Here is an 18,912-nt window from a genome sequence, read left to right on the forward strand (position 1 = left end):
GCCCCTTATCGCCGGGTCGTTCGACTTTCGCCAGCTTCACGGGGAATAGGGCGACATTCGGGACGGGGAACCATCTTGGCGTTTGTTTCGGATGAGTTATTCTGACGTCATGCGCACCACCCTCACGCTGGACGATGACGTGCTGGACGCCGTCAGGATCATCGCCGCCAGCACGGGTCAAACGATGGGTCAGGTCGTCTCCCATTTGGCGCGAAGCCCATTGGAAAAGACACCGCGAAAAATCAGTTATCGCAACGGCGTGGCCCTGCTGCCTGATCGCGGCGGCCCGGCGATTACGACTGAACACGTCAACGCGCTTCGTGAGGAATTGGACTGGCCGTCGTCCGTCTCCAAACGAGCGTCTGACGCCTAGCGATTGCGGCACGCCCGTTCGGTGTTGAAGGTCGGGCGATAGACCCCGCCGGGGAAACCCTGCGGCACGTCGAAGGGCGCGGTCTGGCGCAGGGCGCGCAGGGCGCCGTCGGCGGCGGCGCGATAGACGTTCGACGACTGAGCGTTGATCAGGCTGGGCCCGCGCGTGATCCGTCCATCGGAAGACAGGGTCAGTTCGACCTGGATGCGTAGCTGGTCCGCGCCGGGGATGTCGCAGGGCAGGATCCAGTTCGGATAGACCTGATTGAAGATGGCCGTGATCTGCGGGCCCGTGGCCTGGGACGCCGCGCCCGCCCCCTGCTGCCCCGTCGCCGGGCGGCCGCGATTGTTGGTCGGGCGCGTCGGGCCGGCCAGGGCGTCCAGATCCAGGCTCGGCTCGGTGCGCTGGGGCGCCGGGCGGGCGGGCGCGGGCGTCGCCGGGCGCGGGGTCGGCTGGGCCTTGGTCGGCGGCGCCGGCGTCGGCGGCTGGGGTCGAGGCGTCGGACGCGGCGGCGTCGGGGTCGGCGTGGGCTTCGGCGTCGGCGTGGGCGTCGGAGCCGGGCGCGGCGGCGTGGGCCGCGGCGGGGTCGGGGTCGGGCGCGGCTGGGGTTGCGGCGGCGTCGGTTCGGGCGTCGGCGGCACGGGATCGGGCTGCTGCACCGGGGCGGTCGCCGCGTCGTCGGGCGAGGGTTCGGGCTGCGGATTGTCCGCCGGCGCCGCCTGGATCACCTCCTCCGAGACGATGGTCACCGGCACCGAGGCGACCAGCGGCGTCTCGTCCTCGTCCGTCTTGTGCGACACCATCACGAAGGCGAGCGCGACCACCCCGGCGTGCAGGGCGAGCGATCCGAGGATGGCGGGGCTCGGCCGACGCAAAGAATTCAGGCCTCCGGCGCCGTGTCGGTGATCAGGTTCAGCTTGGTGAAGCCCGAGGCGCTCAATCGCGCCATCACCCGCGCCACCGCCTGATAGGGCGCGCGCCCGTCGGCCCGCACGAACACCGGCCGCTCGACCGCCTTGTCGGCGCCGCCCGCCTCGGTCAACAGGCGCGTGGACAGGGCGTCGAACGCCGTCTCGCTGTCGCCGACGAAGATCGCGCCCTGCTGGTCGATGCTGACCGACAGGGGTTCGGACTTGATCTCGACCGCGCTGGCCTCGGTCTTGGGCAGTTCGACCGGCACGCCCACCGTCAGCAGCGGCGCCGAGATCATGAAGATGATCAGCAGCACCAGCATCACGTCCACCAGAGGCGTGACGTTGATCTCGGTCAGAGGCCCCTTACGCGCCCTGCGTCCCCGGCGCCCGCCGCCGCTCGCACCACCACCCAGAGCCATGGCTCAGACGCCCCGCTTCAGGCTGAGGTCGCTTGACGGCGGGGGCGGAGGCGGCGGGGCCGACGGGCTGCCCAGTCGGCGCGCCACGGCGGCCTGCAGATCGTCGGCGAACGCCTCCAGCCGGCCGACGAACTTGCCCGCGTCGATCGAGAATTTGTTGTAGGCGATATAGGCCGGGATGGCCGCCGCCAGGCCGATGGCCGTGGCGAACAGGGCTTCGGCGATGGCCGGCGCCACCGTGGTCAGATTAGTGTTGCCCGCCGCCGCGATCCGCCCGAACGCATTCATGATGCCCCACACCGTGCCGAACAGGCCGATGAAGGGCGAGGCCGTAGCCACCACCGACAGCACGCCCAGGCCGTTCTCGATCCGCTGGCCCTCGCGCGAGATCAGGCTGTTCATCGCCTTGTCGATCCGCACCAGCAGCAGTTCGCCCTGGTGCTCGTTCAACGCCCCGCGCTGACGCGCCTCGCGCCAGTCCGACAGGGCGATCACCAGCATGCGCGGCAGGGCGTGGTCCGGCTCGGGTCCGGCCTGGGACGCCACTTCTTCCAGCGACCGACCCGACTGAACCGACTTTTCGAAGTCGTCGGCGCGCTTGTTCAGCGCCGTGAACCGCACCGCCTTGTCGATGATGATCGTCCACGACCAGATCGAAGCCGCCGCCAGCCCGATCATCACGCTCTTGACCACCCAGTCGGCGGTCATGAACAGCTCGACCGGGTTCATCATCGCGGCGTCGACAGGCGTGGTCATTCAGGCGCTCCGGGCGGAATCGAGATCGTCACGTCCCCTCTTCGACCGAGCGGACGTGACCATTGTGTGGCGTCCGGCCCGTTTAGCCCCGACCCGTCCGCCCGTCATCTGACAGGCGCGTCATAAGGGTTAACAGCAGATTACCCCTTTCAAGAGATAGCGTTAAAGGATCATCGAAATCGCATTGCCGAAGTTGTGCAGCAGGATCGGCAGCAACAGGCTTCCGGTCCGCAGACGAAGCCACACGGCGACGAAAGATGGCAGCGCGGTCAGCGCCATTGTCATCGGATCAAACGAGAAGGCACCGTGTGAAAAGCTGAACGCGTGCGCCATTCCAAACAGCAGGCAGGACAGGACGGCGCCCCAGCTCCAGTCGACGCCGAGAAAGCGCTTCGTGCCGGTGAAGGCTTGGCAGAGAGCGAAGAGCAGGATCCCGCGGTAGAACAGCTCTTCTTCCAGACCTGGCATGGTCAGTTGAAAGGCGATATCCTCGCCTGTCGTCGGCCCACCCGGAAAGGCCAGGGCGATCACCACGAAGAGGGCGCAATAGAGCAGGGCGACCGGCAGGGCGGACTTCAGACTGCCTGGCGTCTGAAGCAGCGTGAAACCGCTGCGACGCCATCCGAAGCCGGCGAGGCCGCAATGGCCAGTGTGGCGGCCAGAGCCAGCAGCTTGCCCTGCCAGTTCCACGAACCGCCGATCACATCCGGCAGCAATCCATATAGGCGCGTCAGCAGAGCATCGTTGATCGCCACCAGCAGGGCCGCCGCCATCAGCCATCGCCATGAAAAGCGTCGACGGTCCATCGCCCCGACGCAAGCTCCGACCACGAGGAGGAGCGACAGAACGCCTCCCAAGCCAATCAATCCGTTCATCCGCATCTCCTCAACCTGTTGATGGCGAAGGTGCTATTTTTGAATGGATCGAGGCGTCTTCTCAGAACTCGGCTTTTCGCTCCTCAGAACCTGTCATCGCAGATTCCGAAGCAGGCGCGGTCTGCCTGGCGGCAGTTCGATACTGGCTGGGCGCACAGCCTTCGATCGCCCGAAACGCGCGGTTGAAGCTGGGCAATGAAGCGAACCCGCTGTCCAATGCGATGGCGATCAGCTTGTCATCAGCGCGGCCTGGCTCGCCCAGCAACCGGCGCGCTTCGGCGACACGGTAGTGGTTCAGAAAACTGCGGAAATGATCGTGACCCAGTTCGTGATTGATGCGGACGGCGCGCTCCGGCGCGTCCATGCGTGCGACGAACCCCGCAAATGTCAGTTTGGGATCTAGGAACACGCGCTCGATCTCCATCAGGGTCTTAAGCCGGCGACGAAGGCCGTCATCCCGCGCTCGGCTTGATTGGATGGCGACGAGCGACACGCCTCTGTCAGCGACGCCGAAGGTGAGCAGGTCCGTCCGCACGGTCACAAGCTCACCCGCCAACCACAAGCCGAACGCCAGAACAGCCCCATTCTGGCTCATCGAAAAGGCGAGCGGACGCCATGAGAAACCGAACAACAAATCCGCCGACAGATCGACGAACAGCATCCCGCCGAGAAGGACCGCCACCATCAGGCGCGCGTCGTGACGTTTCTGGATCAGGTCGTCCGATCGTTCGGCCAGCAGCCGCCAGACGAGATGACCGATGATCGCAAAGCCCAGCGGTACCAGCAGACGCGACCATTCGATTTGCGCCAGAGCTTTGCCGAAAAGTCCGCGATCAAGCCCGGCGATCAGTCCCCATGCCAGACCAATGGCCAGCACGCCCCCCTTCAGCCGAAACCGGCTGTCGAAACACGACAGGCAAAACCACCACAGAAAGATGACCGTGAAGCCGCTGACCAGATTGGCGACCGCGCCGACCCCGCCATCGGGCGATAGATCACCGAGGGGCGTATTGCCGATGACGAAACCGGAAACGCAAACCGCCATCGGCGCGAACAGAATGGCGGGCAGGCCGATCCGCCGTCGCTGGCGTAGCAGCAGCCCTGCCAGAAGAAGGATCGTCACCACCGCGCCGGCCCGGATGGCGACGTCGATCTGGGCGAGGATCATCGCGTCACGCCGATGGACGGCGAGGCGTCAGCCTCACTCCGCGCCCGTCCGCCGCGCGTTCGGATCGACCGCGACCGACACGGGTGCGCCGACGCTGATGATGACGCCCTCGTGGCCTTCCTTGGCGATGGAATAGGTGGCGGCGTCCTTCAGCAGTTGCTCCTCGCACTGGCGATCGCCCGCCCGGCCCAGTTCGGCGCAGCCGCGCTTGGCCGCGTCGGTCCAGCCCAGGACGCGGCGCGTCGCCGCCTCGGCCCGCTTGATCGCCGCCTCGTCTTCTGCAGCGGCCTGCGCGATCAGGGCCTGGCGCGCGCCCTGCTGGTATTGCAGCTCGGCCTGGCCCGCCATCTTGCGCTCCCAGACCTTGTAATAGGGACAGCCCACCAGCCCGCCGCCGATCAGCAGCACGAACAGCAGGATCGTGACGATCACCGCGCTGGCGGACATCTTGTAGGTTTCTGCGGCCATGACGTTTTCCCCCTCGTTGGTGCGATCCTAGCCGGCGGTCCCGCCGGCCGCCAGCCACGGCGTGACCTTCTCGACCAGACCCTTCGAGGGGCGTCGCGGCCGCCCGTCCAGATGGATGCACACCGCCGTCACCTCGGCCCGGCACAACACCTCGCCGGCCCGCTCCACGCTCTGGCGGATGATCAGCCGCACGCCTTTCACCTGCTCATAGACGGTGCGCACCACCAGGGCGTCGTCGATCCGCGCCGGTTTCAGATATTTGATGTTCAACTCCGACACCACGAAGGCCAGCGGCTCGGCCTCCTCCAGCAGATCGGCGTGCCCCACCCCGATGGCGCGCAGGAAATCGGACCGCCCCCGCTCGAAATAGCGCACATAGTTGGCGTGATAGACCAAGCCGGTGAAATCGGTGTCCTCGTAATAAACGCGCACCGGCAACAGGTGATCGCGCCCCTCGAAGCGGCCGGCGGTGGGTTGGTCGGAGATTGCGGTCACTGAAACCTCGTGCGTCGTGCAGTCGCCATAGCCAGTCCGATCGCGACAAGCCATCCGATCACGGGCGAAGCGCCATATCCCACCACCGGCGCCGGATAGGCACCCAGCAGATTGGCCGCCGACAGACCGATCCAGAATCCGGCCATGGCCAGTCCGACGGCGGCTCCGATACCGCGCGCCCGCCAGCCCATCCACAGCAACGGGGCCGACAGCACGACCAACGCCAAGCCCGCCGCCACGCCGAGGATCGGCGACATGGCCCAAACCGTCGGTACGACATCCTCGACATAGGGAACGCGCGGCAGGGCCTGCGAACGCGTCAGGCTCCAGAGCGCCAAAATCCAGGACAGGGCCGCCAGCGGCGCCAGCGTCTTCCACGACCCTCTCGCCGCCGCTAGCAGCCCGATCGTCCCCAAAGCGAAGGCCAGGCTGACGGCCCCGTCGAAGCCGAGACCGAACGTCAGGATCGTCAGGCCAGCGGCGCCTGCCGTCCACACATCGTCTGCATCCTGCGCCACGAGCCAGAGCAGCGGCGCGCCCAGCAGCGAAGCGGGGTGAATCAGAACCGGCCCCAGCGCCAGCCAGCGATGCGCGCCCTGCATCTCCACGCCCGTCGTAAGCATCAGGACGGCGACGACCAGGATCGCCGCCGCCGAGATCAGCCTCGGACCCCGGCCCGGCCGCGCCGTCCGCGACGCCGCCCAAAGCGCCACCGCCCCGATCAGAAACGCCGCGCCCTGGACCACGACCGACGCCGTCCCCGCCCCGGCCGCCCGGATCGCCAGCAGGCTGATCGCCGCCGTCGCCGTGATTTGTGCGATCAGGGCGAGTGCTGACCGCTTCAACCGCCGACGGATCACGGCTGGCGGTTCGGCGCGGCCATGAAGCCGGGGCAGTAGCTTTGGCGCATTTCGCGAAACTCGGTCGGCAGGGGGTCGTCGCTGAACAGAATGCGATTGGGGATGGAGACGAAGCCCACCGCCGGCCCGCCCGCGAGCCGTCCGACATAGCCGCACACCGATCGCCTTTGTCCGTTCTCGGCGTAGCGCAGCTCGGCGCCGCGCCCCGCCTGCGTGCGGATCTGGCGCATCACCCGCGCATCGGCCGGCTCGGGCGACGGGGTGTGCGCCGGCTGCATCAGCATCCAGACGCCGACCGCGCACAGAGCCAGAACCAGCGCCGCCGCGATCATCACACGCTGCTGAAGCGGGCTGCGATGGCGCATCACCCTCATGCGGCGGGCGTTTCCAGGGTGAAGTCCAGCGGCGTGTCGGCGGCGGGCAGGCAGGTCCGATCCACCGGCTTGGACGGATCACGCAGGAAGTCGCGCGCCATCTTGCGCGTGCAGGGGCTGGCGTTGATGACGCCGTGGGTCGCGTTGGTCACGATCACCACCTGGCTGTTCGAATAGCCCTTGGCGGCGGCCTCGGTCAGCGGCGGCGGGCAGCCTGGATCGATCTCGGCGGCGACGAACAGGGTCGGGATGTCGGTCCGGACCGGCAGATTCTCGATCGGCAGCGCCGGCCGCTCGCCCACCGCCGCGCAGACGTCGAACAGCCGCGACAGCGACGGGACCAGCACCTCGGCGACCGGATCACCGGCCGCCCCGGCCGCCAGCCGCGCCTTGGACTCGAACGGCAGTTCTTCCTTGCACAGATGGGCCATGTGCTGGCCCTCGAAATAATAGGTGCGGTCCTCGGCGATCTCCGCGACCGGCGTCAGGTCGCCGGCGATGATCTTGTCCAGATCGACCGGCAGGCTGCGCACGCCTGTCGCGCTATAGGTCGTGTCCATCAGAAAGGCCGACAGGTCGTCGACGTTGAAGGTGCGCCCGTCCTTGCCCTTCACCGGCCCGGCCAGCCATTTGCGCGCCTCGGCCTCGAACCGCGCCTGAAGGTCCGGATGCTGCGCCGCGCAGGCCGCCTGGGCCGCGCATTTGGCCAGGATGATCTTAACCGCCGCCGACACCTGTTCGGGCGTGCCGACGGCCCAGTTGCCCTCGGGCGGCCAGGGGCTGTCCATCACGGCGGCGCGCACGATCTGGGGCTGGTGGGTGATGACCGCCGCCTCGATGCGCGGCCCGTACGATCCGCCCCACAGGTCGATCTTGGCCAGACCCAGGGCCTGGACCATGTCCTTCACATCGTCTGCGATGGCGGCGGCGTTGTACTGGTTCAGGTCGATCCCTTGCGCCTGATAGCCCTTCAGACAGGCGATCAGCCCGTCGCGATCCTTGTCGGACGGCGGCCCCGCATCGGTCAGTTCGACGCCTGGACAGTCCATCGACGGGTTGCTCGCGCCGCCGCCGCGCTGGTCGAACAGGATCACGTCCTGATCCACCGCAAAGGCTTCCGGATTGCGACGAAGCGCCGCCAGCATCCGTCCCGCTCCCGGGGTCAGGGCCCCGCCCGGTCCGCCGTGGAACATCACCATCGGCGGCAGCGCTTGGCCCGCGGCGTCCTTGTAGGGCGCGCTGGCCTTGAAGATGACGACGGCGATGTCGATGCGTCGATCGCTGACCGAGCCGTCGCGCGCCTCGTCCACCGTCAGGGTCCCGCACCGCACCTCGCGCAGGCCCGTCGGCCAATCACTGGGACAGGCCTTGTCGGTGAAGACGGGGGCCGCCGCTCGCGCAGGCGGCGCCAGACTGGTCAGGCCGGCCGCAAACGCCATCACGGCCAGGGTGCGCAGGATCATGGGACGACGGCTCCGGTTCGCCCCCAGCAAACCCCCGCCCGCCCCGCTTGGCAACGCCTATTCGAACAGGTCGCCCGGCACGGGGCCGGCGGCCGGTTGCGCCGGCGCGCTGAGGCCCAGATGCGCATAGGCCTTGGCGCAGGCCATGCGGCCGCGCGGGGTCCGCATGATGAAGCCCTGTTGCAGCAGATAGGGTTCGATCACGTCCTCGACCGCGTCGCGCGCCTCGGCGATGGCGGCCGCCAGGGTGTCCATCCCGACCGGCCCGCCGCCATAGTTCTCGATCAAAGCCTTCAGGAACCGCCGGTCCAGGCTGTCCAGCCCGGCCTCGTCCACCTCCAGCCGCGCCAACGCCCGCGCCGCCACCAGTTTCGAGATCATCTCGGCCCCTTCCGCCGAGGCGAAATCCCGCACCCGGCGCAGCAGGCGCCCGGCGATGCGCGGCGTGCCGCGCGCCCGCGACGCGATCTCGCGCGCCCCCGCCTCGTCGATGGCTGCGCCCATTTTGCGCGCCGTGCCGCGCACCACCGCCGTCAGTTCGTCGGGGGTGTAGAACTCCAGTCGCAGCGGAATGCCGAACCGGTCCCTGAGCGGCGTAGCCAACAGGCCCGCCCGCGTCGTCGCCCCCACCAGCGTGAACGGCGCCAGGTCGATCCGCACCGAGCGCGCCGACGGCCCCTCGCCGATGATCAGGTCCAGCACATGATCCTCCATGGCCGGATACAGGATCTCCTCGACCTGGGGGCTTAAGCGATGGATCTCGTCGATGAACAGGACGTCGCGCGGCTCGAGGTTGGTCAGGATCGCCGCCAGATCGCCCGCCTTGGCCAGGATCGGCCCCGAGGTCGCCCGAAATCCCACGCCCAGCTCGCGCGACACGATCTGCGCCAGCGTCGTCTTGCCCAGTCCCGGCGGTCCGAACAGCAGCACATGGTCCAGCGCCTCGGCCCGCCCGCGCGCCGCATCGATGAAGACCTTCAGATTACCCTTGGCCTGCGACTGGCCGACGAATTCCGACAACGTCTGCGGCCGCAGCGCGCGGTCGAAGGATTCGCCGGTCTCGGCCTCGGGGGAGATGACGCGGGTCATGTCGATGCGGCTCTCATCGGCCCAACTCCTGCAGCGCCGCGCGGATCACCGCCGACAGCTCCGCCTCTTCGCCCAGACGGATCAACGCCTGATCCACGGCCCGGCGCGCATTGACCTCGGCGACGCCCAGTCCAAGCAGGGCCGACACGGCCTCGCCGGTGATGGACGGAACGGGCGGTGCGATCTCGACGTGCATGCCGGGTGCGACCGGCGCAAAACTGACGTCGCCCAAGGGCTTGCCCTTCAGCTCGGTCACGATCCGCAACGCCAGCTTCGGCCCCACGCCGTTGGCCCGCGCCACCGCCGCCTTGTCCTCGCGCGCCACCGCCGACGCCAGTTCGCCGGGCGGCAGAACGTCCAGCACCGCCAGCGCCGCCTTGGGCCCCACGCCCTGAATAGCCAGCAGGGTCGTGAAGGCCCGCCGCTCGTCGCGCGTCAGAAATCCATACAGGCGCGGCCCCGCATCCTCGCTCCACTGCGAATGGACATGCACCGTCGCCTCGTCGCCCGGCGCCGGCAGCCGCCCCAGCGTCCGCGCCCCGCACGACACGACATAGCCCACGCCGGCGCAGTCGATCAGGCATTCCGCCTCGCCGACCTCGGCCAGCACGCCTCTCAACCGCCCGATCACGCCGCCCCCCGGTGCATCGCTTCCAGCAGGGACCGCTTCCGGAGTTGCGCATGGGTGATCGCGACGGCCAGGGCGTCGGCCGCATCCGCCTTCACGTCGCCCGCGGTCGGCAGCAGCCGTTTGACCATGAAGGCGATCTGGCTCTTGTCCGCATGGCCCGCGCCCACCACCGCCTTCTTGATCAGGTTCGGCGAATATTCCGCCACCGTCAGACCCGCCTTGGCCGGCGCCAGCATCACCGCCGCCCGCGCATGACCCAGCTTCAGCGTCGAGGACGGGTTCACATTGACGAACACCTCTTCCACCGCCGCCTCCTCGCAGCCGTGGTCGGCGCAGATCGTCCCCAGCGCCTCGAACAGATGCAGCAGCCGCTCGCTGAACGGCGCGGTCTCAGGCGGGGCCACCACCCCGTGCGCCACCCACCTCAGGCGCGCGCCATCCGACACCACGACGCCCCAGCCGGTGCGTCGCAGACCGGGGTCCAGGCCGATGATTCTGACAGGTTCGTTCGCCATCCGTTCCCCTCATGCCGCAAAGAGGGTTATCGGGCAATGAACGGTTTCAGTCGTCGCGCGGGTCTAGGCTGTAGGCGACCACGCCCGGTATGGCGCACAGCTGTTCCGCCAGCCGCTTCAGCTGGCCTTCCTCGGCAGCCTTCAATCGCCAAGTCCGTCGAACGGTCTGTCCATCGATCAGCTCGAACCGGTCGTGTCGCGCGTCCGCGTCTATGGCTTTCAGCGCCGCCTCGATCGCCGGCTCCGGCGACGCCTCGCGCCGCTCCCAACACACTTCGGCGTCCACCACCGTGCGCGCGGGCAAACGCCCGTTGATCAGCCTGAGCCCAATCAGGATCAGCGCCGTGACCACCGTCGCCGCCGTCCCCAGCGCATAAAGGCCTGCCCCGAACAGAATGCCGATCGCCGATGTGATCCACAGCGACGCCGCCGTGGTCAGCCCATGGATCGAAAATCCGGTGCGGAAGATCACGCCTGCGCACAGGAACCCGATCCCCGTCAGCACGCCGTGCGCCATCCGCGTCGGGTCGGTGACGATGTTCTCGTCGGGCAGGGCGCGGAACGCCCAGTCGGCCTGCGACATGGCCGCCAGCATCAGCAGGGCCGACGCCAAGCTGACCAGGATATGCGTTCTCAGGCCCGCCGCCCGGCCCCGCCATTCGCGCTCGAAGCCGATGACCCCGCCCGCGATCACCGCGCCGAGGATCGGCAGGACGGCGCCTTCCAGACTACCCAGATTCATCCGCGCTCAACGACGGGCCGAGCGCGGATGTTCCTTGGACGGACGATGCTGCGACATCGTGGTCGCAGCGCCCGCCTCAGCCGTGCTTTTCGATATAGGTCTCGGGGTCCTTGTTCACCGGCTTGACGCCGGTGATGTACTCGGCCTCGAAGGCGGCGAACTTCACCGCCAGCTCATGGCGCGTCTCGACGTCGGCGTTCATGCGGAAGTCGGTCAGCCCCTGCCGCTCTTCCTCGCCCATGTGTTTGGAGTTGACGACGTTCGCCTCGCCCACCGCGTCGAACCAGGCCTTGGTGCCGACCTTGTGCTTTTCGACCGCCTTGACCGCGTCGCGCAGCTTGTTGTGATCCTCGATGGCGTCTTCGGTCTCGCCCTCGACCGAGCCGTCCTCGGCGTCGTTGGCGCCCTCGCCCTGCTTCAGCAGCTCGGGATAGAAGAACCGTTCCTCGGCCTCGGCGTGCACATCCAGGAACGCCGACAACCGCGACCAGACGGCGCTCAGCGCATCGGTGTCCTTGGGGTCGATCTGTTCGATGATCGCAAACAGCCGACGCTGTTCGGCATGGTCGTCGAGGATCAGCTGGGTGATGTCCATAGGGGGCTCCAGGCGTAACGGTGAAGCCTCGTTACGCCCGGCGCACGACCCGGTTCCGTGCGAACGACTCGCGGTCGTTCGGGATCAGCCCGCGTACTTAGCCGCGTCCTCGTCGGAGATGTCCTCGTTGGAATAGACCGCCGACACGTCGTCCTCGGCGTCCAGCGCGTCCAGCAGCTTGAACAGGGTGCCGACGGCCTCACCGGTCACCGGCACTTCGGACTGCGGCTTCCAGACGATGGCGGTGGACTTGGGATCGCCCAGCACCTTGGACATGGCCTCGGCGACGTCGTTCAGATCCTCGAAGGCGGTCCAGATCGTGTGGCCCGGCGCGTCCTCATAGATGTCGGGCTTGACCAGGTCGCTCTCGACGTCCTGGGCGCCGGCCTCGATGGCGGCCTCCATCACGGCGTCTTCCGAACCGGCCTCTGCGGCGTAGGTGATCTTGCCCACCTTGTCCCACATGAAGGCGACCGAGTTCATCTCACTCAGCGCGCCGCCGTTCTTCTTAAAGGCCGCGCCGATGTTGGACGCCGCGCGATTGCGGTTGTCGGTCAAGGCCTCGACGATGATGCCCACGCCGCCCGGACCCCGGCCCTCGTAGCGGACCTCTTCCATCGTATCGACGTCGCCGCCGGCGGCCTTGTTGATGGCGCGCTGGATCACGTCCTTGGGCAGGCTTTCGGCCTTGGCGTTGTTGACCGCCAGGCGCAGGCGCGGGTTCGCCGCCGGATCCGGCAGGCCCGACTTGGCCGCCACGGTGATGTCGCGCGACAGTTTGGAGAACAGCTTGGAGCGCTGCGCATCGGCGCGCCCCTTGCGGTGCATGATGTTCTTGAATTTCGAGTGGCCGGCCATGGGATCGTCTTTGAGCGTTCTGAACCTGAGCCGCGCCTCCTAAACGAAGAGCGGCATCCTGTCACGATACGCCGATCGGGGGCGACAGGGGTGGAACCTGTACCGTTTGGGCGTATTGATCCGGGCAAGACAGACGGAGCGTAAAGCCATGACCGCAGACGACACCATCTATGAAGCCGAAGGCTATATGGACGAGGACCTGCACGAGGCCGACATTGTCGAGTGGTACGAAGCCCGCCCGGTCACCGTCTCCACCGCCGTCGCCACCGGCGCCATCGTCACCGCCTTCACCCTGGGCGCCCTGACCGCCGTCGGCGCCCTGTTCCTGATCGGCCGTCTGGACGACTGAGGCCCTAGACGCTCAAGCGTAAGGCCAGGGCCGCCAGGGCGACGCCCAGGACCGGCAGGGTGAGGACCACGCCCACCTTGAAATAATAGCCCCACCCGATCTTCACACCCTTCCGCGCCAGGACGTGCAGCCACAGCAATGTGGCCAATGAGCCGATGGGCGTCATCTTCGGCCCCAGGTCGCTGCCGATGACATTGGCGTAGATCATCGCCTCCCTCGCCGCGCCCGTCGCGCCCGAGGCGTCGATCGACAGGGCGCCGATCAGGACCGTCGGCATATTGTTGGCGATGGCCGACAGGAAGGCGGTCAGGAACCCGGTTCCGAAGGCCGCGCCCCAGACCCCGCCTTGCGAGAATCCGTCCAGCAGGCCCGCGATCTGGCGCGTCAGACCGGCGTTGCCCAGCCCATAGACGACCAGATACATCCCCAGAGAGAAGATCACGACCTGCCACGGCGCCTCGCGCAGCACCTTCGTCGTACTGATGACCGCGCCGCGCCCCGCCACGAAGAGCAGGACGACCGCCCCCGTCGCGGCGACGGCGGACACCGGCACCCCTCGCGGCTCCAGCACGAAGAAGGCGATCAGAAGAAACGCCAGGATGATCCAGCCCCAGAGGAAGGTCGCGCGGTCCTTGATCGCGCTGGACGGCGCGGCTAACCGCTCCACGTCATAGGCCTTGGGAACATCGCGCCCGAACACCGCGAACAGCACCATCAGCGTCGCCGCGATGCTCGCCAGGTTCACCGGCGCCATGACCGCCGCATAGCGGTCGAAGCCGATGTCGAAGAAGTCGGCCGAGACGATATTGACCAGGTTGGACACTACCAGCGGCAGGCTGGCCGCGTCGGCGATGAAGCCCGCCGCCATCACGAAGGCCAGCGTCGCCTTGGGGCCATAGCCGAGCGCCAGCAGCATGGCGATGACGATGGGCGTCAGGATCAGCGCCGCCCCGTCGTTGGCGAAGACCGCCGACACCGCCGCGCCCAGCAGGACGAACAGGACGAACAGCCTGCGCCCATGGCCGCCGCCCCATCGCCCGACATGCAGCGCCGCCCATTCGAAGAAGCCGGCCTCGTCCAGCAACAGGCTGATGATGATGATCGCGACGAAGGTCGCCGTGGCGTTCCAGACGATGTCCCAGACCACAGGGATGTCGGCCAGGGTGACGAAGCCCAGCAACAGCGCCGCCGCCGCACCGCCCATTGCGCTCCAGCCGATCTGCAGGCCCTTCGGCTGCCAGATCACCAGGGTGATGGTGACCGCGAAGATCAGAAAGGCGACGATCATGGGCGGCTCCATCCCGGCCGACCGACGACCGCAGCGCCCCCTCTAGCTTGCATGACACCATATTTCCAGTATCTTGGAATAATGGAATCCGAACCGGCCATTCTCGCGCTCGCCGCCCTGGCGCAATCCACGCGACTGGACGCCTTCCGGCTGCTGGTCCGCCATGCGCCGGACGGCCTGCCGGCCGGAGAGATTGCGGACCGGCTCGCCGTTCCGACCAATACGATGTCGGCGCATCTGGGCGTGCTGTCGCGCGCCGGGCTGATCGCGTCCCAGAGGCGCAGCCGGTCGATCATCTACCGCGCCGATCTGGATCGACTGGGCGAGGTCGTGCTGTTCCTGCTCAAGGACTGCTGCCAGGGCCGCGCCGAGCTTTGCCAACCCTTGCTGGCCGAACTGGCCCCCTGCTGCGACTGAGGCCCAATGGACGTCGTCATCTATCACAACCCCGCCTGCGGCACGTCGCGCAACACCCTGGCCCTGATCCGCCACGTCGGGATCGAACCGCATGTGATCGAGTATCTGAAGACCCCGCCCAGCCGCGCGCTGGTGGCCCAACTGGTCGAGCGGATGGGTGGATCGGTGCGCGATATCCTGCGCGAAAAGGGCACGCCCTACGCCGACCTAGGCCTGGGCGACACAAGCCTGTCGGACGACCAACTGCTGGACGCCATCGCGGCGCACCCGATCCTGATGAACCGCCCCATCGTCGTCTCACCCCTGGGCGTCAAACTGTGCCGCCCGTCCGAGACGGTTCTGGACCTGCTGCCCGACCCTCTCGCCGAGCCTTTCGTCAAGGAAGACGGCCAGGTCATTCTCGACGCCTAGGGGCGGGCGCGAGGTCTATGACGCGCGTTGCCCGTCCAGCCAGTCCAGACGTCTGAGCTGCAGGTTGATCGCCAGTTCGATGCGGGGCCGCTCGATCGGGTCCAGCGACATCACATACTGACGCAAGGCGGCGATTTCCGCCTCCACCGTGCGCCTCAGGACCGCCATGGCCTCAGCCTTTCGGACAGGCGGCAGTCGGTCCCACATGCCTGAGCGCAAGCGGAAGGGATCCAGACCGACACTGGCGGCGCGCTCGGCGTCGCAAATCCAGTCTTCCATCACCGCGACTCCCTTGGGCGTCAGGGACAGAAGAACCGTGCCCCGGCCCGAGCCCGTCTCGACCGCTTCGATCACGCCTCGATCCGTCAATCGTCGAATGGCCGGATAGACGGCGCCGGCGCTGCCTCTCCATTCCAGAGACATCGACTCTTGGAACGCCTTGCGGACCTTGAAGGCGGTCGAGGCTCCGCGATGGTGGATTTCCGACAGGATGGCGCCTTCCAGCTCCGTCAGGCGTCCTTGCCGATTGTTCATTTGACCCGATCCGACTCGATAGTCCTAATCGGACTATCGACGTCTATGGAGGAATGCATGATCCGGTCCCTGTTCAAACGCGCCATGGCGGCGTCCTGCCTGGCCGGGGTCAGCCTATCGGCTGGCCTCGCTGCGGCGCAAGCCGCACCCGTCGCTCAAGCGACCCCTCAGGCGACCGCCCCGGCGCCGGCGGCCGCTGTGGCCCGCATTCCGCTCTATGTCTCGGACGGCCGCGCGCTTCTGATGATGCGGATCAACGGCGGCCATCCTGCGCCCGTCGTCTTCGACACCGGCACCAACGGCAATCTGATCTACAAGTCCTACGCCGACGACATCGGCATGCCGAATGTGGGACCGTCCCAGTCCAGGGACGGCAGCACGGGCCTGATGGTGCCCGGCTATACGACCAGTCTGAAGGGCGTGACCCTGGGCGGCTATGAGATCACCGAGGGCCCCGCCACCGTCTTCGAGTTCAGGGACGAGGACGAAGTCGGCATCTTCGGCCCCAACAGCTTTCCCGGAAAACTGGTCGAGATGAACCTGGCGAAAGGCGAGCTGCGCGTTATGGCGCCCGATGCGCCCCAGCGCCCCGAAGGCCCCGGACACGCCTATTCCGACGACGAACGGCTGCCGGTCGTCGCCCTGGATCTGCCGGGCGCCTCGGTCGAGGCGACCCTGGACACCGGCAACGACAGCGCCTTCCTCCTGCCGCTGTCTCTGGTCAGCCAGATCAAGCTGAAGGGCGAGCCGCGCAAGATCGGCATTGCGACCTCGGCCGCCGGAACCCAGCCGGTGTACGAGGCCCAGGCCGATTGTCCGGTCAAGGTCGGCGGCGTCGTGGTCGACAGCCCCAAGCTGCACTTCATCGAGGGCGGAACCCCCAATATCGGCCTGCCCATGATGCGCAAGTTCCGGTTCGTCTTCGACCCCACCAACGAACGGACCTGGGTCCTGGCGGGCGACTGACGTTCAGGGCGGTCCGATGCCGTCAGGCGTCGGACCGTTCAGGCGTCTGCGGGACGCGATCCGTCAGCAGCTTCAGGACCTTGGCGGTGATGGCCAGTTCCTCGTCCGTCACGCCCGCCAGCAGTCGGGTGCGATCCTCGCGCGCGACACGATCGGAGGCGTTCAGCGCCTCCAGCCCCTTGGGCTCCAGCCGGATCAGATTGGCGCGTCCGTCGCCGCAAAACGGATGACGCGACACCAGACCTTCTTCGATCGAGAGCTTGATGCGGCGTGACAGCGACGCCTCCGATATCCGCAGGATCGCCGCCAGCTCCGACTGCGTCAGCCCCTTGGGCTTGGACGCCAGAACATACAGGTGCGCGCGCTGCGCCGCCGTATAGCCTCGGCCGCGAAACAGCGCATTGGCCCGCGTGATCCACGCCCGGGCCACGAAGGCGATGCGCATGGACACGACCAGTTCCAGGCTTCCGCGCGGATCGTCCCCGGTCGTCGATGCATCCGCCTCCGTAAGGCTCAGATAGAAGGCGTCATCGAGATCGGCGGGGTCGGAAGGCATTGGCATCACGCAAACAGGCGCTGGATTTCAGGCGAAGGGCGACAGCCCTACCCCGCGCGCAGGTTCTCCACCACGCTTCTCAGCCGCGCCGGCAGCGGCTTGGGCCGGCGGGTTTCGGCGTCGACATAGACGTGGACGAAATGGCCGATGGCGGCGGGAACATCCACGCTGCGCTTGAAGACCGCAAAGCCGTAGGTGACGCTGGAGGTGCCGATCGCATCGACCTTGATCCCGACCTCGATCACATCGGGAAACTTCAGCGACGAGGTGTAGCGGCAGCCGGAATCCACCACCAGGCCGATCGATTCCGTCAGCGCATTGGCGATCAGCAGGTGGGCGTTCACCGCCGAGTCGACGAACTCGTAGAATTTGGCGTTGTTGATATGGCCGTACTGGTCGTTGTCGGCCCAGCGGGTGGAGACCATGTGAAAGGCCTTGTAGGTCGCCCGTTGCGCCAGCGCGCCCTCGTCTCGTTTCGGCATCGTCGTCTCCCTCGGCGACGCGAACCGTCGCTCTCGATCCCGACGCTCTAGCTTGGACGACGTTAGGTCAAGCGCCTATCGATAGGAGTCTGATCACGAACGCGCTGGCCGACAGCGCCCCAGAGGGCCGACCGATATGAGCCTCCAGACCCGCGCCGCCGTCCTGTCCCGCATGGGCGCCGTCCACCCTTACGCCGACAGCCGCCCCCTGTCGGTCCAGACCGTCACGCTGGACCCGCCCGGCCCCGGCGAGGTGCTGGTCGCGATCAAGGCGGCGGGCCTGTGCCACTCGGACCTGTCGGTCATCAACGGCGACCGCCCTCGTCCCCTGCCCATGGCCCTGGGGCACGAGGCGGCGGGCGTGGTCAAGGCGCTGGGGGACGGCGTCACCGATCTCGCCATCGGCGATCACGTCGTCATGGTCTTCATGCCGTCGTGCGGCCATTGCGATCCCTGCGCTGGCGGCCGTCCTGCCCTGTGCGAGCCGGGCGCCGCCGCCAACGGCCGGGGCGAGCTTCTGTCCGGCGCCCGCCGCATTTCCCGCGAGGGCGAGCCGGTCAACCACCACCTCGGCTGCTCCGCCTTCGCCGAGCGAGCCGTCGTCTCGCGACGCTCCCTGGTCAAGATCGATCCCAACCTGCCGTTCGAAGAGGCGGCCCTGTTCGGCTGCGCCGTCCTGACCGGCGTCGGGGCCGTTGTGAACACCGCCGGCGTCAAGGCGGGCCAGAGCGTCGTCGTCATCGGCCTGGGCGGCGTGGGCCTGGCCAGCGTGCTGGGCGCCCTGGCCTCGGGCGCCAGCCCCGTCGTCGCCGTCGACCTGTCCGAGAACAAGCTGGCCCTGGCCCGCACCCTCGGCGCGGTCGAAACCGTCAACGCCGCCGACCCCGATGCGGTCGATCAGGTCCGCGCCCTGACGAACGGCGGCGCCGACGTCGCCTTCGAGATGGCCGGCTCGCTCCGGGCGCTGGAGGCGGCGTGGAAGATGACCCGGCGCGGCGGAACCACCGTCACTGCCGGCCTGCCGCCGCCCGATGCGGCCCTTGCCGTCAATGTCGTCTCCCTCGTCGGCGAAGAGCGCACGCTGAAGGGCTCCTACATCGGAACCTGCGTCCCCAGCCGCGACATCCCCCGCTACGTCGCCCTGTATCGCCAGGGCCGCCTGCCGGTGGATCGCCTGATGAGCGGCGTCATTCCCCTGGATGACATCAACGCCGGTTTCGACCGCCTCCACGCCGGCGAGGTCGTGCGGCTGATCGTCAAACCCTGACGACACTGTAATCCCGCCGCCCGGTTTCGGCCGCAAATCCGCAGACC

The 18,912-nt window shown here is 67.7% G+C and carries 27 protein-coding genes; 6 read left to right on the forward strand and 21 right to left on the reverse strand.

The window, feature by feature from the left end; genetic code table 11:
- Positions 1-109 precede the first annotated feature (109 nt).
- A complete protein-coding gene (locus PFY01_RS15010) occupies positions 110-373 on the forward strand; it encodes a CopG family transcriptional regulator (protein ID WP_271041868.1) in 264 nt (87 codons plus the stop codon).
- Here PFY01_RS15010 and PFY01_RS15015 read toward each other — a convergent pair.
- The 17 genes from PFY01_RS15015 to PFY01_RS15095 all read right to left on the reverse strand — a co-directional run bounded on the left by PFY01_RS15015 (position 370) and on the right by PFY01_RS15095 (position 12,595).
- Positions 370-1,248, reverse strand: coding sequence for a cell envelope integrity protein TolA (locus PFY01_RS15015; RefSeq protein WP_271041869.1), 879 nt, complete (start codon positions 1,246-1,248; stop codon positions 370-372). The two genes, PFY01_RS15010 and PFY01_RS15015, sit on opposite strands and share 4 nt — an antisense overlap.
- Before the next feature lie 5 nt (positions 1,249-1,253).
- Positions 1,254-1,706, reverse strand: a complete 453-nt coding sequence (locus PFY01_RS15020; RefSeq protein ID WP_271041870.1) for an ExbD/TolR family protein — start codon at positions 1,704-1,706, stop codon at positions 1,254-1,256.
- 3 nt (positions 1,707-1,709) lie between these two features.
- On the reverse strand, positions 1,710-2,462 hold the full coding sequence (tolQ, locus tag PFY01_RS15025; RefSeq protein ID WP_271041871.1) for a protein TolQ: 753 nt from the start codon (positions 2,460-2,462) through the stop codon (positions 1,710-1,712).
- Between the two features lie 162 nt (positions 2,463-2,624).
- The gene (locus tag PFY01_RS15030) at positions 2,625-3,152 is read right to left on the reverse strand and encodes a CPBP family intramembrane glutamic endopeptidase, BDIM_20840 family (RefSeq protein ID WP_420197077.1); all 528 of its coding nucleotides are present in this window, start codon (positions 3,150-3,152) and stop codon (positions 2,625-2,627) included.
- Entirely contained in the window at positions 3,038-3,337 is a 300-nt protein-coding gene (locus PFY01_RS15035) for a hypothetical protein (RefSeq protein WP_271041873.1), read from the reverse strand. The genes PFY01_RS15030 and PFY01_RS15035 overlap by 115 nt, the downstream gene beginning before the upstream one ends.
- Before the next feature lie 61 nt (positions 3,338-3,398).
- Complete coding sequence (locus PFY01_RS15040; RefSeq protein ID WP_271041874.1) at positions 3,399-4,505, reverse strand: AraC family transcriptional regulator; 1,107 nt, start codon at positions 4,503-4,505, stop codon at positions 3,399-3,401.
- Positions 4,506-4,538: 33 nt separating this feature from the next.
- Positions 4,539-4,973: a hypothetical protein gene (locus tag PFY01_RS15045; RefSeq protein WP_112861274.1), complete on the reverse strand. Its 435-nt coding sequence runs from the start codon at positions 4,971-4,973 to the stop codon at positions 4,539-4,541.
- Between the two features lie 27 nt (positions 4,974-5,000).
- Positions 5,001-5,459 (reverse strand): tol-pal system-associated acyl-CoA thioesterase, encoded by a 459-nt coding sequence (ybgC, locus tag PFY01_RS15050; RefSeq protein ID WP_271043078.1) that lies wholly within the window; start codon positions 5,457-5,459, stop codon positions 5,001-5,003.
- Positions 5,460-5,464: 5 nt separating this feature from the next.
- A complete protein-coding gene (locus PFY01_RS15055) occupies positions 5,465-6,328 on the reverse strand; it encodes a hypothetical protein (RefSeq protein WP_271041875.1) in 864 nt (287 codons plus the stop codon).
- Positions 6,325-6,693 (reverse strand): hypothetical protein, encoded by a 369-nt coding sequence (locus PFY01_RS15060; RefSeq protein WP_271041876.1) that lies wholly within the window; start codon positions 6,691-6,693, stop codon positions 6,325-6,327. The genes PFY01_RS15055 and PFY01_RS15060 overlap by 4 nt, the downstream gene beginning before the upstream one ends.
- Before the next feature lie 5 nt (positions 6,694-6,698).
- A complete protein-coding gene (locus tag PFY01_RS15065) occupies positions 6,699-8,165 on the reverse strand; it encodes an alpha/beta hydrolase (protein WP_271041877.1) in 1,467 nt (488 codons plus the stop codon).
- A gap of 57 nt (positions 8,166-8,222) precedes the next feature.
- The gene (gene ruvB / locus PFY01_RS15070; RefSeq protein WP_271041878.1) at positions 8,223-9,254 is read right to left on the reverse strand and encodes a Holliday junction branch migration DNA helicase RuvB; all 1,032 of its coding nucleotides are present in this window, start codon (positions 9,252-9,254) and stop codon (positions 8,223-8,225) included.
- A 13-nt stretch (positions 9,255-9,267) separates the two neighbouring features.
- Entirely contained in the window at positions 9,268-9,885 is a 618-nt protein-coding gene (gene ruvA, locus PFY01_RS15075) for a Holliday junction branch migration protein RuvA (protein WP_055753941.1), read from the reverse strand.
- Complete coding sequence (gene ruvC / locus PFY01_RS15080) at positions 9,882-10,400, reverse strand: crossover junction endodeoxyribonuclease RuvC (protein WP_055753940.1); 519 nt, start codon at positions 10,398-10,400, stop codon at positions 9,882-9,884. Before ruvC ends, ruvA begins: the two co-directional genes overlap by 4 nt.
- Positions 10,401-10,446: 46 nt before the next feature.
- Positions 10,447-11,142, reverse strand: coding sequence for an MgtC/SapB family protein (locus tag PFY01_RS15085; protein WP_271041879.1), 696 nt, complete (start codon positions 11,140-11,142; stop codon positions 10,447-10,449).
- Between the two features lie 76 nt (positions 11,143-11,218).
- The gene (locus PFY01_RS15090) at positions 11,219-11,737 is read right to left on the reverse strand and encodes a hemerythrin domain-containing protein (protein ID WP_271041880.1); all 519 of its coding nucleotides are present in this window, start codon (positions 11,735-11,737) and stop codon (positions 11,219-11,221) included.
- 84 nt (positions 11,738-11,821) lie between these two features.
- A complete protein-coding gene (locus tag PFY01_RS15095; RefSeq protein WP_055753937.1) occupies positions 11,822-12,595 on the reverse strand; it encodes a YebC/PmpR family DNA-binding transcriptional regulator in 774 nt (257 codons plus the stop codon).
- Positions 12,596-12,743: 148 nt separating this feature from the next.
- Here PFY01_RS15095 and PFY01_RS15100 point away from each other — a divergent pair, with 148 nt between their 5' ends.
- Positions 12,744-12,944: a hypothetical protein gene (locus tag PFY01_RS15100; RefSeq protein ID WP_055753936.1), complete on the forward strand. Its 201-nt coding sequence runs from the start codon at positions 12,744-12,746 to the stop codon at positions 12,942-12,944.
- A gap of 4 nt (positions 12,945-12,948) precedes the next feature.
- Here the strand turns inward: PFY01_RS15100 and PFY01_RS15105 are convergent, their stop codons facing one another.
- Positions 12,949-14,232 carry an arsenic transporter gene (locus tag PFY01_RS15105; protein ID WP_271041881.1) on the reverse strand — a complete coding sequence of 428 codons (1,284 nt, stop codon included), beginning with the start codon at positions 14,230-14,232 and terminating at the stop codon, positions 12,949-12,951.
- Positions 14,233-14,313: 81 nt separating this feature from the next.
- Between PFY01_RS15105 and PFY01_RS15110 the strand changes: the two genes are divergently transcribed.
- Both PFY01_RS15110 and arsC read left to right on the forward strand, forming a co-directional pair.
- On the forward strand, positions 14,314-14,649 hold the full coding sequence (locus PFY01_RS15110) for an ArsR/SmtB family transcription factor (protein ID WP_017506449.1): 336 nt from the start codon (positions 14,314-14,316) through the stop codon (positions 14,647-14,649).
- A 6-nt stretch (positions 14,650-14,655) separates the two neighbouring features.
- Positions 14,656-15,060, forward strand: a complete 405-nt coding sequence (gene arsC / locus PFY01_RS15115; RefSeq protein ID WP_271041882.1) for an arsenate reductase (glutaredoxin) — start codon at positions 14,656-14,658, stop codon at positions 15,058-15,060.
- Between the two features lie 15 nt (positions 15,061-15,075).
- Here arsC and PFY01_RS15120 read toward each other — a convergent pair whose 3' ends face one another.
- Entirely contained in the window at positions 15,076-15,594 is a 519-nt protein-coding gene (locus PFY01_RS15120; RefSeq protein ID WP_271041883.1) for a PadR family transcriptional regulator, read from the reverse strand.
- 57 nt (positions 15,595-15,651) lie between these two features.
- Between PFY01_RS15120 and PFY01_RS15125 the strand changes: the two genes are divergently transcribed.
- A complete protein-coding gene (locus tag PFY01_RS15125; RefSeq protein WP_271041884.1) occupies positions 15,652-16,560 on the forward strand; it encodes a retropepsin-like aspartic protease in 909 nt (302 codons plus the stop codon).
- Positions 16,561-16,582: 22 nt separating this feature from the next.
- On the opposite strand, the gene PFY01_RS15130 is transcribed toward PFY01_RS15125, so the two are convergent.
- Positions 16,583-17,116, reverse strand: a complete 534-nt coding sequence (locus tag PFY01_RS15130; protein ID WP_194943549.1) for a MarR family winged helix-turn-helix transcriptional regulator — start codon at positions 17,114-17,116, stop codon at positions 16,583-16,585.
- Between the two features lie 47 nt (positions 17,117-17,163).
- Positions 17,164-17,598 (reverse strand): acyl-CoA thioesterase, encoded by a 435-nt coding sequence (locus tag PFY01_RS15135; RefSeq protein WP_017506452.1) that lies wholly within the window; start codon positions 17,596-17,598, stop codon positions 17,164-17,166.
- Between the two features lie 136 nt (positions 17,599-17,734).
- On the opposite strand from PFY01_RS15135, the gene PFY01_RS15140 reads away from it, so the two are divergent.
- Positions 17,735-18,865, forward strand: coding sequence for a zinc-dependent alcohol dehydrogenase family protein (locus tag PFY01_RS15140; RefSeq protein WP_271041885.1), 1,131 nt, complete (start codon positions 17,735-17,737; stop codon positions 18,863-18,865).
- Positions 18,866-18,912 lie beyond the last annotated feature (47 nt).

Source organism: Brevundimonas vesicularis (assembly GCF_027886425.1).
In the GTDB taxonomy this organism is placed as follows: Bacteria; Pseudomonadota; Alphaproteobacteria; order Caulobacterales; family Caulobacteraceae; genus Brevundimonas; species Brevundimonas vesicularis_C.